The following is a 13,927-nucleotide window of genomic DNA, read 5'->3' on the forward strand; positions in this document are numbered from 1 at the left end:
TTCACCTTTTGACTTTCATATGCCCGAAGGCTTTGTTAATTTCTTCTGGAGTCGCAAGTCTTGCATCATCTTCATGTTGCGTGATGAAGTCTTTTGAGTTATTCCACATGAGTAACGCACCAATCCCAAGAAGAGCAAACATCAATACCAAAATCATAGGGTTCTTGATGTAAAACTGAATCCAGGTAATCGGATTAATATTATCTAAAATATCAATTGGTTTCTTCTGCAGTAAGTTATGAATGTACATAACCATAAAGTTGAATCCGAATACTGAAATCAAAATAATTGCAACACGTTCTCTAATAGTCGATTTCTTCTTCATAATCTCGCTCCTTGTCTCGTTCCTTTTGTTTGCGTGGTTTCATCGAATAGAGAAATGAATGAAGCCCACCCAAGAATTGCTTGTTTACTGAAGACTGCAGCTTATTAAAACCACCCATGAAGTTGAGAGATACATCATTGTAGTCAAAATCTGGGTGAAGCAATTCATTTCTGTTTTCCACGACATACTTAATTATCGTATTGTCCAATTGCTTGTTAATTCTATTGAGTTGATTATCATAATAATTTTTGGCATTAGATCCATTTCCATACAACGTTTTCATTGCTTCTGTAATTTCACCGACTGTGTTTTTATAGACAGCCATTGATTCCACTTCTTCTAAAAGAAGCTCACGTGTTGCTACAACTTTTTCATATATTTCTGGTTGCCATTTAGAGAGCGATTCAGCGCTTTTTCTTCCTTCTAGGGGAATTGATAAAGACAAGTCTTTAAATGCACTTAAAATCGCTTTATCGCCATCACTCAATGACATCAATTTGTGATGGCCAAGGACTAAACGACTTCCAATTAAAGTATCTACGTTCTTGTCCGTAAACATCATTTTTATATCCTCTACTACTTTCTTATATTGCTTATCTTTTTCTCGATACGAGCTTACCTGATTCAAAATCGAGTTTGCTAGAGAACTTCTAACCTTAGACAACTCCCTCTTTTTCATAAGTGGTTGTTCTGTTCGAGACTTATCAAAGAAATATATATGCATATGTGGATGATCCGTATTCTCATGAACATACCCACCCCAAACTAAATTGTTTGAACTGATATTCAGTTGTTTAGCGCAACTCAATATGTAACTATTTGCAATTCTTTTAAAATCAGATGTGGAAGCTATACCTAATTTCATCGCGTCTTCAGGTCTAAATGAAATGACTGACTGATAAAGTTGTTCAGGTTTAAATGTATTGAGTTCTGCTAATGCAGATTCATTTGACTTATCACCATTGAAATCGAATCCACCGTTATTCTCATCCTCAAATCGCCCGTAATAATCAATAATCGATTCTGGGTTTTCTAGTATATCTTCAATCGCGATACCGTCTTCTTGTTCGGGGTTAATCGCTTCTTCACGCGCGTAGTAATCAATCATCGATTGATAGGATGAACTCCCTACATCAACACGTCTTATATTCAAAAACATCATTCCCATATTAATCTCCTACTATTTAATTCTCAAAGTTAAAAACAACATGGCAATGATTGCCATGTTGTTTAGCGTAAACTCTCGAAGTATATGAAACGTGGATCATCTTGACTCATTTTTCCATCAACTTTGATTTGATTTTTACCATACCTTAATAAGAATTCACCTTGTAATGCTTTATGTTCTAGCCAATCAAGTGTTTCTGTGTCATAAAGATTTTTAGACTCAAGTGCATTTCGTGAATCATTATCCATCATGTAAATAAAACTGTACACACTGTTTGCTATTAACGATTTTCCTTCCTGACTGGAATCACCTTCATTTAGATCTGCAACTTCTTGTGTTGCTATAGTCAATCCACAATCAAATTTTCGGTTTTCTTTTGATAGTTTACGCATCCATGTCGATACTGACGGTAAATCCTTATGTAGCATTGCGTGGATTTCGTCTGCGTATATTCGTTTGAAATATGGCTTCTTATGCGTCATAACATATCCCCAAATAAACGAAATAATATTGTAGTATTGAGCAGCTAGAACGTTCTTGTCTTTGCCCTGAAGTCGCGAAATATCGAAATTCATAAGTAATGAACTATCCAGGTCAACATTAGTTGTTCCAGAAAAGAGTGTACTCTCTGCTCCTTCTCCAAGACTATTCAAGGTCAATAACGTATCTTCAAGACGTGATTTAGAAATGATGCTCTTCTCAGTTTCATATTTATCAAGTTTCTCACCAACGAAATTGTAGAATTCTTTGAAAGTTGGATAATCTTCGTTTTTAGTTTTAAGAATGTCAATAGCTGTTGTCGCATCAATCGTAAAACCTAATGTCCCATAAAACTCCAGAAGTAAGTTATCAATCACTCGAACTTTCATATCCTTGTCTGCCATTTCTGTTCCTAGTTGAAGATTAAAAAATGTTCTAAGGAAAAGCATATGTAATCCTAAAGGATAAATATTTTCAAGTTCGATTAATGCATTCTCATCATCACCTTTAGTTTCATAATCAATGCGAATTTGCAGAGGATTAATCATCCCATTTACATTACTGGATAGGTCAACAACGTCACCCATCAAATCTTTGGTAAGGTTTACAAGTTCCTTCCCAACCACATCAATAATGAATTGTTTCTCACTACGACTGTTTCGTGACGTGATCAAGTTCATCAATGCTGTTGTTTTACCGCTTCCTGATATTCCAAGTACGCACTCGTTTGAGTTTACACGGCCAATTGTTTTAATCTGCGTATCAAGTAATATTGGTTCTTCTGAAAAACTACGTCCAATTTCGATTGGCATGTTTTGGTCAATGAGTGATTCACTGATAAAAGGAAAACCCCAACCCAGAACATCTGAACTAATAACCTTGCTGTAACTACTTCTTTTAAATTTGTTCACTCCAATCGGCGAACATGCTTCAAAAAGTGCATTCTGTTCACCAAATCCTTGCTTGATCATGAAACGCGATTTGCCAGTCATTTTGATGAGTCGCTTTTCTTGTTCGTTGAGTTCTTCAAGGCTATTCGCTTTAATTCTAAATACAATAAATACTGAATACATTTGCAAACCATATAACAACTTATCTTGCTGCATATCAAGATCACGGTATTCTTGATTTAGTTTCTTAACTTCATCATCCTTGAGCCGTGTATTATCGGATTCCTGACGTAGCGCACTTTTGGTCTTATTGAACATTTTACGTGACGTTTCGTAGTCCACCTTATTGATATGAATTGAATAGTCCATCTCAGAAACACCCATAAATGTTGCTAACCAACCTACAGGCGGATTCTCTGGATATGCATGCACATAAAATGATTTTTGATATAGACCATCAGACACAATATAGTTATTTCGGATACCATCATCAACAAGTGAGAAATTATCCATATCGAGATAATTTGTAATCGTATGGTCTTTCTCAATATCAAGTTCTGGTAAGAACGTAAACTGCGACGTCATTGGATTAAGATAATTGAATAACACTATCAGTGCTTCGAACTTACCGATAACATCGAACTTCATTGATTCCTCAATAAAAAGCGTCTGTAGCTTGTAAGTAGTTTCTTCTAACTCTGACTCATTCTTACCTGTAATAATCATGTAGTAGTAACGTTCTTTAATATCTTGATTTAGAATCCGTTGCTGAAGAAGCAAACGTTCTTCCTCAAGATTGTGGTACCGCTTCTTTTCAGACGGAACCTTTACATCCAACTTGTCGAGTACAAGTTCAAACTGATTCATATAATCAGTCAGGTTCGGCATTCTGTCTTCTTTGAATATCTGGACATCATCCACTGGAAACTGTTGAAGTATCGTGGAGAATGCATTGACATATTTTTCTTGGTCGACATCACGCATGTTGTCAAAGTTAATTGACTCCACGCGTAATAGACGAACCATGTGTTTATTTGCATTAATGAGATTTAGTTCATCATCAACACGGAAATTCATTACTTTATTTGTTGGCTTAGTTTTGTTAAACATTGTTCATCCTTTCCACATGGCAATGATTGCCATGTTATAAATCATCATTCTTTTTCGTTGCCTTTAATCGATGGTTTGCACTCTTCGACTTACGAACACTTTGTACTGTTCGTTTGCCTTGAGGACTATTTGATTCTGTTCTGGAGTATCCTCTTAACTCGGTTGTTGGAGACACTCGGTTATCTGGTCTTGGTGCGTTAGTGCGCATTTGTTCTTGGTTTGACGAACTTTCACTTTGAGTTCCACCACCAAGTGATGACGAACCAGACCTGTTATTATTGCTCATATCCAACTGACCGTTAGATGTTTCATTTCCCGAAATCTCACCTGCAGACGGTCTATGTGCTTGTGTTCCTTCAAACCCAACATTACCTGCTTTAACACCATCATTTGATGTTGAATGACTCGAGTCATTACCTGATACATCATTTGATGATGCCCGATGTGGTTGATTCTCTTGATTGGAAGCCCCGTTAGATCCAGTATTAAAATCATCAGCCCCAGTGGGTTTCAGTCCGTTACCTTGCATGAAATTCGTGCTAGCATTACGTGCCTTAGAACCTTGCTTGTTCGCTTTTGTTCCTTCATTCCCAAACATGGTCTTACCATCTCCACGTATGGCTCCAGATGCAAACCTTACTGGAGAGCTAACTGCATTACCGACCAGCCCTGCCATTCCTTGACCTCTACCTGTAAAGCCACCTTTAACCATATTTCCAATTCCACCTGCAGTTGCTAAAAGTGCAGCTGCAGAACCGGCCATCATCGCTCGACCTGCATTTGCCCCCATTAAGGCGCTCTGTGCGGTTTGAAGTAATGACCCTTGTGTTCCTCCAGTAATACCAGAGACTACTGATGGTGCTTGAATAACAAACAACAAACCAACAATCAAAACCAATAACTGAAGAAAGAAGTTAGAACTCTTCATATCGGTGATGAACGTCATCGAAAACAGTAGTATCCAAATTTGTAGTGCCGTTAGTAATAGATTGGTTGATTGTTGAGTGGTGATGTATTTCCACCCTTGGTTATTGTCGCCAGCATTTGTAAGTGCTGCGAATGGACTCAGTACCAATAAAAATGCAACCTGAAGGCCCCTAAATAATATTTGTAAAGCTATATAAATCAGTAAGAATAAAACGATGAAACTTATAACCAAAGTCGGAAATGGATTAAGTTCATACTTATACTTGTCATTTACTTTGACGTTATAGTCAAAGTCGGCCTTTTGAAACTCTGTAACAAATTCTTTACTTAGTTCGTCGCTCATATCTGGGTTAGCGGCCAATAAAGTAACCCGTACAATTTCTTCATCAAGAGATGTCGCTTCATCTCCTGTTGTTACCATAACTGCAGCTTCGCTAACGCCTTCAAAAGCCCATAATACAAATGGCTTTGTACCAACAATCAAAAGGACACTAATAAGTGCCCCCAATACAATATTCTTAATCTTTTTTTCCATCTCATTTCTGATTGCAGCCATGAGAAGAAAAAATAGCACCAGTACGACAAGCATACTTGCTGCTATTTGAGAGAATACTTGATAACTCTCATTGACGATATCAGATTTAAGGAATGTTAGTTTTGAAGCAGGTAGTATGATTTCAGTAATAAAACCACTTTGCAGGTTTAACGAAAATTGCATAATTCCCCACATCATATTACGCCATAAGACTTCTAATGAGTCACCTACCCAATCGAACATCGTTTATACCCCCTTTCTTATTCTATTTCCCATTACGCGAAATATTGGTAGAACCAAGGTATTACATATCCTACGGATGCGGCGATCACAACAATAACGAGTAACGTAATGAGTGCAGCTTTCCATTTACCTTTGTTTTGGTCACTTGCTACTCCAAACATCATCGAAAAGGCTAATCCTAAAATGATAAAAGTGGGAATTAAAATTGATTCCAACCACCCACGAGATTCCTGAATAAGTCCTAATAGTTTCGCAAAAAATTCTGGCATGTTAATGCTCCTCCTTCATAAATTTCTTAATTGTAGATGCAAATTCAGCAAGCGCTTGAATTGCACAGTTAATACTTTGGGTAACGTACAACGTTACATAGTCATTGACAACAGCATAAAGGATTGTGTCTTCATCTTTAAACTCAACCAGTTCATAAGTGATGACACTCCCTTCCATTTCGATTTTTTCATATTTAACAGTTCGCGAGAAGAACTTAAAATCATTAAAGACATCCCGCTTACCAGTACACCAATATAGATAATTAATCTTCAGTTCTTCAGCGTTCATAGCTTCCCTTTCTAGGTTTAAAGAGAAACCTTCTGCTAGTTATTTTATATTTGACGATTTTCTTAATTACAGAATACGGACTACCACCAAACTCATCAATCTGTGCAAACAAAACAAGTAGAACCACACTAACTGTTGTCCATATTGAGATTTTCCAATTGAGTGCGATGGGTAAACTAAATACAGCTATTGTGATTGCTACTAATGCAGCAAGCAACAGTACAAATTCATACCATATCCATGCGAATATTTGCGTCTTTTTGATGCGTCCTTGAGAGATCGTGTATCGTCCTTCATTTTTTAACATAGGTCTCCTTTCCTACATGGCAATCATTGCCATGTTACTGGATTTCAAGCTCTGGCTCGATTTCCATTGTATTCTTGTTCATGTGTTGATTAGTTTGTTGGGTTCTTCCATTGGCCTGATTCTCAATCATTTCGATTGCTTGTCGAATCCCCTCATTGTTTTCTTCCATTGTTTGCTTCTGCAACTCAACAATCAATGAGCGTTCAACAATATAATGAGCATCCCCTTGAAGATGACTGTCTGTTTCCCGAATCAACTTCTGATACTCAACATTGTTTTTGTCGATTGCTTCTTTGAAAGAAACAATGTCATTTTTCGAGAGCCTAACATGTTGCTTGGACTCTGGCTCATATTCAAGGTTTCTGTATGCTCTTAATAATTCATCTGCTTTGATGAATTGTTGATCCATAACTGTATAAACTCCTTCAACGCGTTTACCCTTGATTACTTCGATTGGCTCCGCTTCATTGAATTGCAATGTTACAGTATTTTTTGTTGGATCAACATTCATGATTTGAGATGCTTCAACTGTATAAATGTACTTACTATACTGACTTCCCTTTGGGAACGAGAATATTTTTTTCACTGTACCTTCTTCAGTATATGTTTTAAGACAATTGGACTCGCTTAGTGTAACGGATAAAAATGTATCGTCAGCTTTTTGATGAACTTGAATTGGTTCTTCAGAAACATTAGGATAGATTTCTTTAGAATTCGTAAGATCCTCATTAAAGTCTTTTCCTTCAGGAGTCATGACTTCAATATCATAGAGCGGGTAAAATTCATGCATGAACGCTTCAAATTGTTCAGTGGCCATTTGCCCTGGTTCATCATTATCAAAAGCAACAATAAACGTATCAACTTCTTGTTTCGATTCACTAAGTCCTTCGATATAGTTTTTAACAACTTCAATTGATTTACCCACACCATTGACACTGACATAGTTATACAATTTGGGATCATCAATAAGTTCCATAATGCTTAGGGCATCAATAATCCCTTCAGTAAAGACAGTTTGTGAAGCGCCATTATTGATGACAAATCCATTGGTCGCCACGCTACCTTTTACATCACCTTTAAAGTCACTGTATGTACCACGTTTCATCGCATAGTTCGCAATTCCTTTATCGTAACTAACAAATACGCAGTTGCCGTTAAGGTCTTGATACAGATTTTTAGAATTAATGAGTGCAGCTAATGTTGAAACCCCGATACCACGCTCTTGTGACAAATAATCGATAACCTGTTCATTGTTATCTGCAGGTGTCGGTAATTCCAACGTTGCACGTTTTCTAACCGTCTTGTCAGTTGTTTCAATACCTTCACGAAGCTCTAAACCACTTTGAAGATAATATTCAGTAAGTCGCTCCATCGCTTCTTTGTATTCAACTTCTTCAAAATGCATAATGAAGTCAATAACACTACCACCTACTGCAGTAGAGAAACGATAAAATGAATTATTGGGATAGATAAGACAACTATCATGCTCTGCAAACGATGCGTATTGGCCACTTTGTACAACAGTGAGTCCAAGTACGTCAGTTGCATAGTCTTCAATTTGAACTGTTGCTTTTAGTGTCGCTGCATTGATTTCCAAAGGTCTCTTAGGCTCTTCTAATTGAATACTTGTTTGTTCGAGCATATATTTCTTAGCGCTAGTGGATGAGGATAATGCCTTACGCAATAGTTCTGGATTGTCTTTAATTCTTTGATACCAGCTTTGACAATACGCTTTATGATTTTCGTATTGAGCAGGTTCTTTTTTTATTCCAAGATATGCAGAAATGTAGGTAGCAGTAAACTCGGCTACCAGTTCTTCAGTCGCATACTCAAGTGAGCGCATATTTCCATCAAGCACACGATTGAGTCTTTTCGGATGGCCTGTAGCATGTGCTAACTCATGAATAAGTGTTGATGCATAATTTTCAAATGAGTCATAAACCTGTAATGATGGAGTTGTCACTCTGTCGGCACCTGGTTCATAAAATGCGTTAGGAACAGATGCCGTATAGATTGATACTCCCATATTCTCAGATAATTCAGTAAGGATTTTTTCTGCATTCTTTTGTTCGAATGTAGGTTTGATTACTTGATACTTTTCAAGTTTAGGAATACCACTAATCTGCGAACCATTGAATACCTTATACAATCGACTTTTAACAACAGTATTTTGCTTCAGTGTTTCAAGTTCTGATTTACTCAATGTGTTGACATATTCTTGAGTCACGATTTGATTGGTTCTTCTATCCACCACGCTTGTGTATATGATAGGAGATGATTTCTCACCCTTTTTGATGAACCAACCTTGTTCCTTCGCTTGTTTGAAGGTAACCCAACGCGGGTCTTCATAACCTTTAATTTGCGCAATCATGGTTAAGGTCAATTCATTAGTGCTTTGATATCGCTTGTTCGTTACGCCATTGATAGGTAACATGTATTCTCGTTTTACTGGTGATTCCCAAGGGATACGTTCATGTTCCAATGCATCAAGGATGATTTCTTGCATACGGTCTGCAAAGTCTTCACGTGCATTGTATCGCTTAGTGTTGTTTGTCATCGTGATCTATTTCTCCTTCCTCAAGATTTAATTCTTTAAGAAGTTCAGTGTAGTTATTTGGTTCTTTTTTGCTTGTCATGCTTCCTTCCCTTCTACATGGCAATGATTGCCATGTTAATAAAACTGTGCTTCATATCCTATTCCAATACCCTCGCCATTCCTTATATCGACACAGGCTCTTTCGAACTGAGAATATGGCCCAATATATGCTGTACAGGCACTAAGTCCAGTTTGAATGTTGTATCCATCACTAAACATGAACGATTTATTTGAAGGCTTTTGAGTGGGTTGAGGACGCTCTGGTTCTACATAAGTGCCACCTGATGAGGTGTTTCCACTATTTGAATTTCCCGCACTACTATTACCGCCACTGTTATCTGCTGCATTTTCTTGTGTGTTTTCTTCTGCAGGCTTTGGGGTAACGTTTGCAACTATTTGTTCATATTCCTCTTTACTCTTAATAGCAAGGGTAAAGTTTGTAGTCGATATGTTCCCGTTTTTGTTTTTTGCTTGAGCCGTCATTACATGGACTCCAGGTTTCGAACTGTCAAAAGATTCCAGTAGCGTTACAGGCACTTTTCCATCGACATCATGAAATGCTTCAAAGTAATTCTTTACATCAAAGGTTCCGCCTTCCATGATGAGAATATCTTCAGTCTTTTTTGTAAATCTTGGATTTTGTGTATCGGTAATATTTATTGTTAGCGTGTACTCAATTTCTTTTCCATTTCTTATAAGTGTATATACCATACTTTGCTCACCTACTGTAAATGGATCATACTCTCCGATGAATATTTCATCTGCAGTATATTTTTTTACAAATTCTTTCGGATCAACAACTTTTCCATATTCTAAACTTATTGGGTTTGAGATAAATTCAAGTTTTGGCCCTCTATCGAATGGATTAAGGCTACAACCAGTCAAAAATAGAAGTAGCCCCAATACCATAATTATTTTCTTTTTAATACTGACACCTCATTTCTTATTTAAAACAACATGGCAATGATTGCCATGTTGCTTTAGTTTCGCATTATTTCAGATAGATAAATTGCAAGTTCATCGTTTGAGCAAATGATACTGTATTGGATTTCATCATATTCAAACGTCACAATATTGTTTGTTCGTTTTAGATTTTTAATAAGACGTTTGATGAATTTATATGTTTCATCCGAATTAATTTTAACTGAGCTGTCGCTATTCGCAACATCGTCAAATAATTCAATTAGCATCTGTTTCTCACCTTTTTTAGAGAATAGTTTTGATACCCAATACATCGCCATACCAATTAGAGAAGCAAGGCTTCCTAGGAGTAATACTCCTGAGTCTGCAAGTCCTGTTTTTGGTAACATCACAACTGGCATCAGATCATTATAGTATTCAATGGTGTACAAGTTCCCATCAATCCCTTTAGCGCCTGTTAATCGAATCACTTCGTCACTGAGTAAGTATCCTTCAGGAGCATTAGTTTCTTTGATTTCAACTGTTTCTCCTTCAAAGATGGTAAATTCAGCGATACCATTTTCGTCAGTCCACTTCACATCGATCACATTTCCTTCAGCATCATACATTGTAAACTCCGCTTTCATGAGACGATCTTTTGTGAGTCGGTCTTTTTTATTAATTTGAACCGTTAGATTTTCAACAGTCTGGTCAATGTCATTAATATCGTGGTGGACTACAACTTCGATACCATCTCGTTTCAAGGTCTCAAATACAACGATTGTTTGGCCGTTGAGCGCGTTTTGGTCGAATGTAAAGTCAAGTTCCACAAAACCATCTTTAGTCGTAGGTGTGAACGTTTTTGAAGCTGTGACAAACTCTCCATTAATTAACAATGGTTCATTTGTTTCTTTAATCATTAAGAAACCTTCAACTAAGTATTCTTTACCAATCCATAAGTCGGTGTAAGACACTTTATCGGTAATTGTTACTTTGTTAGGCGTTTCTTTGTCGCGTTCAACAAAGGATGCTTTAGTCTTAATATCTGCATGTTTGTTCTCGAATGTGACAGTATATGTTTTACCATGTTCCTCAACGAAGATTTGTTGTTTGTTGTTCTCTGGGTCGATTCCATAGTCACTATTTACTTTGATTTCTTCAACAGTGTAGAATCCGTAACGAGCATTCTCAATTACAATTTTTCCGTCTAGCCCTGTCTCGTAATAACCAAGTAGAACGTTATTCGCATCATATAGATTAAAGCCCCATCCTTGGAGTGGTTCTTTCGTATCTTTATCAAGTTTTAGAATCTCGATGTTACCGCGATTCCATTCGTTGACGATTTCACCTGTATCTAAGGAAAGTCCAATTAAATCACCTAAGTCGATATATGTTTGTTGATCGTCAACTGTAAACTTAATTGGTGCAATTGGTTGATATCCAGGTAATGGTGCAACTTCCACAAATTCATACTCACCTGCAGTTAAGCGATCACGTGTGAATATGTCACCATTTGCATCACTAAACCAGATGTCTTCATTAATGATTTCTTTACCATCAGCGTATCGTAAAGTTACAAACTCCCCACTTTGTGTATTTCTAATCTTAAAGCCAACACCTTCGAGTGGTAATCCATCTTCATTGACCTTATGTGCTTCAATATGAACTTCAATTAGTGCGTTTGGTGCAATAAGATATTTTGTTTGTCCTTGGCTTGTGATATCGAAGTAGATTTTGCTTTCATTGATCCAATATCCGTAAGGCGCTTTAAGTTCTTTGAAGTAGTATCCGTTATTCGTTGAATAGCGAAGACCATCAACGTTAATGCGTCCATCTTCATCTGAAGTATACGTTCCGAGTAACTTGTCATCACTACTTCTGTAGAGTCCAAATTCCGCTCCTTCTAATCGAGCAGTCCCTGTACCATTTGTTTTAACAAGTTCAACACTTCCATAGATTGCTGAGTTCGTTATTGTTTGTCCAACTTTAGTTACCGATACAGTCGGGTTGTTTCCATCATAAAGTACATCAACATCCCAATATCCATCGAATAATTGATATCCTTCAATCGCCTTTAATTCTTGTACGCGATATTCACCCTGTGCTACATTGTGCCATGTGACTTGTCCCACACTATTTGTAACACGTTTACCAACAAGATCCCCTGCATTCCAAACAAGTGTTTCACCTTGATATACGTCACTTCGTGCGTATAAGCCTAGCTCAACGCCTTCAAGTTTTTTACCATGATTCTCTGGGAAGAAACTATCTAGTGCATCTTCTTCTTTCGTAAATGTTACATCAGTAAGTTGATATTTGTTTTCGATTGTTTTACCAACGACAACAATAGGTGTTGTTTGGTTAGCATATTCAATCTTTATTTCATGACGTGTCTTATCAAGGACAAGTCCATCAGGTACTTCTGTTTCTTCTAAGTAGTATGTGCCAAGGTCAAGATTATCGAAGATCACTTTTCCTTGTGCATCAGATACTTTGTTAGTAATCGTTGTTCCATTTGAACCCACAAGATTAAACTTAGCACCTGCTACAGCTTTACCGTGTTGATCCACCTTAGTGGCTTCAATACGTCCTTTAGCAATGCTATTAACGATATCAATGGTATTGCCTTCATCTTTGATTAGATGTGACTTAATAGTCGTATCAATAATGATTGGTGCAGGCATTGATTTTTCACGATAGTACATTGTGAGTCCTGGTTCCCAATCAGACGTTGTAAACTGTCCGTTTGCATCCGTAGTCTTACTCCATACTTGACCTGTTAAATCTGACGAGTATGAATATTCGATGACACCACCTGCTACTGGATTACCTTTTGTGTCTTTTTTAGTAACTAAGATATCAACAAGTGGTGCTTCAGTTCTTAATACAGTTAAAACTGGGTCTGTTAATCTACCTACAGCTACTTTTTGACTTGACCCATCTGTTGCAACGAATGGTACACCTTGGGCAATACTAGACACTTTTTTGAGTACAAGATTAGTATTCTTTTCGCGTACTCTTACAATTAGTCGATTTCCATTCTTTTCAATTAGTTCTAAGCCATCCCACTTGACGAGTTCAAAATCGTTTAATATAGGATCACTCAAATCGAGTGTTTCGCCAATTTTTACTTGTCGAGTTTGTCCGTCCCATGATGGCTTGTTTGCATGACTTGCGATTCTTGCGTTTGTACCTTCAATATCTGGTCTTCCACCTGTACCATAATCACTAAACACCCATCCAATTGCTTCATAGACCATTGCTTGTTTGGTCCATGCGTCAGTTCCATAGTTTGAAATAAGTACGATTCTTCGATGTTGTGCCGGTGTCATTGTAAACGTCAAGCGTCCGTCCATAACACGAATTGCGCCTGCACTCTCTAAATCGAATGTTTGCGCATTACCTGTAGAAACATTCAAGACACTTGGTTCTAAACATTGACCCAATTCACCATTTACAAATATTTCTTTAAATTCTATATCTGTAAAGTAGAATGATGGATCCGCAGCCCAATAGAATGATGTTCCTCTCGATAAACTAGCCCCTGTCGTTACTTGGTTACCAAGCGAACGTTTAGCACGTGTTGATTGAGCTATAGAATATGAATAATGTGCATCTTCATAGACGATCCATTGTCCTGTTTCGCTAATATAGTGAACTCGATAGCTATCTGGCAACGTTTTTATATAGTCACGTCCTAATGGTTGATTAGAAACTTCTTTAATCGTGTGTCCATCTTGTGTATATGGGGCATTTTCAATATTTGGAAGTCCCCAATCTGAAGGAGTTACTTTTTCTTCATTTAGAGGAACAATAACTGCTTTAGGTATATCTATATTTTTATCTTCTAAAGATATATTTTGTCCGATTGTTTCATCAGTTTTAGGT

General features: G+C 37.2%; 10 protein-coding genes. All 10 read right to left on the bottom strand.

Annotation, left to right across the window (positions count from 1 at the left end):
• Position 1: 1 nt before the first annotated feature.
• Positions 2-325: a hypothetical protein gene (locus tag GVV20_RS08120; protein WP_159740541.1), complete on the bottom strand. Its 324-nt coding sequence runs from the start codon at positions 323-325 to the stop codon at positions 2-4.
• A complete protein-coding gene (mobP3, locus tag GVV20_RS08125; RefSeq protein WP_159740542.1) occupies positions 303-1,493 on the bottom strand; it encodes a MobP3 family relaxase in 1,191 nt (396 codons plus the stop codon). The genes GVV20_RS08120 and mobP3 overlap by 23 nt, the downstream gene beginning before the upstream one ends.
• Before the next feature lie 62 nt (positions 1,494-1,555).
• The gene (locus tag GVV20_RS08130; protein ID WP_159740543.1) at positions 1,556-3,973 is read right to left on the bottom strand and encodes a VirB4 family type IV secretion system protein; all 2,418 of its coding nucleotides are present in this window, start codon (positions 3,971-3,973) and stop codon (positions 1,556-1,558) included.
• 34 nt (positions 3,974-4,007) lie between these two features.
• Positions 4,008-5,678 carry a conjugal transfer protein TrbL family protein gene (locus GVV20_RS08135; protein ID WP_159740544.1) on the bottom strand — a complete coding sequence of 557 codons (1,671 nt, stop codon included), beginning with the start codon at positions 5,676-5,678 and terminating at the stop codon, positions 4,008-4,010.
• A gap of 32 nt (positions 5,679-5,710) precedes the next feature.
• On the bottom strand, positions 5,711-5,947 hold the full coding sequence (locus GVV20_RS08140) for a hypothetical protein (protein ID WP_159740545.1): 237 nt from the start codon (positions 5,945-5,947) through the stop codon (positions 5,711-5,713).
• 1 nt (position 5,948) lies between these two features.
• Entirely contained in the window at positions 5,949-6,236 is a 288-nt protein-coding gene (locus GVV20_RS08145) for a hypothetical protein (RefSeq protein WP_159637205.1), read from the bottom strand.
• Positions 6,226-6,543 (bottom strand): hypothetical protein, encoded by a 318-nt coding sequence (locus GVV20_RS08150; RefSeq protein ID WP_159637207.1) that lies wholly within the window; start codon positions 6,541-6,543, stop codon positions 6,226-6,228. Before GVV20_RS08150 ends, GVV20_RS08145 begins: the two co-directional genes overlap by 11 nt.
• A 34-nt stretch (positions 6,544-6,577) precedes the next feature.
• Positions 6,578-9,100 (bottom strand): zincin-like metallopeptidase domain-containing protein, encoded by a 2,523-nt coding sequence (locus GVV20_RS08155; protein ID WP_159740546.1) that lies wholly within the window; start codon positions 9,098-9,100, stop codon positions 6,578-6,580.
• A gap of 114 nt (positions 9,101-9,214) precedes the next feature.
• Complete coding sequence (locus GVV20_RS08160; RefSeq protein WP_328597876.1) at positions 9,215-10,066, bottom strand: lipoprotein; 852 nt, start codon at positions 10,064-10,066, stop codon at positions 9,215-9,217.
• Positions 10,067-10,119: 53 nt separating this feature from the next.
• On the bottom strand, positions 10,120-13,927 hold a 3,808-nt coding region (locus GVV20_RS08165), incomplete at its 5' end, for a SpaA isopeptide-forming pilin-related protein (RefSeq protein WP_250690182.1).

Origin of the sequence: Erysipelothrix aquatica (genome assembly GCF_009828775.2) — a bacterium.
Lineage (GTDB): Bacteria > Bacillota_I > Bacilli_A > Erysipelotrichales > Erysipelotrichaceae > Erysipelothrix > Erysipelothrix aquatica.

Excerpts from the sequence above, each read along its gene's own strand:
- GVV20_RS08150 (WP_159637207.1), bottom strand. The coding sequence starts at position 6,543 with ATGTTAAAAAATGAAGGACGATACACGATCTCTCAAGGACGCATCAAA.
- GVV20_RS08135 (WP_159740544.1), bottom strand. The coding sequence starts at position 5,678 with ATGTTCGATTGGGTAGGTGACTCATTAGAAGTCTTATGGCGTAATATG.
- GVV20_RS08145 (WP_159637205.1), bottom strand. The coding sequence starts at position 6,236 with ATGAACGCTGAAGAACTGAAGATTAATTATCTATATTGGTGTACTGGT.
- GVV20_RS08120 (WP_159740541.1), bottom strand. The coding sequence starts at position 325 with ATGAAGAAGAAATCGACTATTAGAGAACGTGTTGCAATTATTTTGATT.
- GVV20_RS08130 (WP_159740543.1), bottom strand. The coding sequence starts at position 3,973 with ATGTTTAACAAAACTAAGCCAACAAATAAAGTAATGAATTTCCGTGTT.
- GVV20_RS08140 (WP_159740545.1), bottom strand. The coding sequence starts at position 5,947 with ATGCCAGAATTTTTTGCGAAACTATTAGGACTTATTCAGGAATCTCGT.
- mobP3 (WP_159740542.1), bottom strand. The coding sequence starts at position 1,493 with ATGGGAATGATGTTTTTGAATATAAGACGTGTTGATGTAGGGAGTTCA.
- GVV20_RS08155 (WP_159740546.1), bottom strand. The coding sequence starts at position 9,100 with ATGACAAACAACACTAAGCGATACAATGCACGTGAAGACTTTGCAGAC.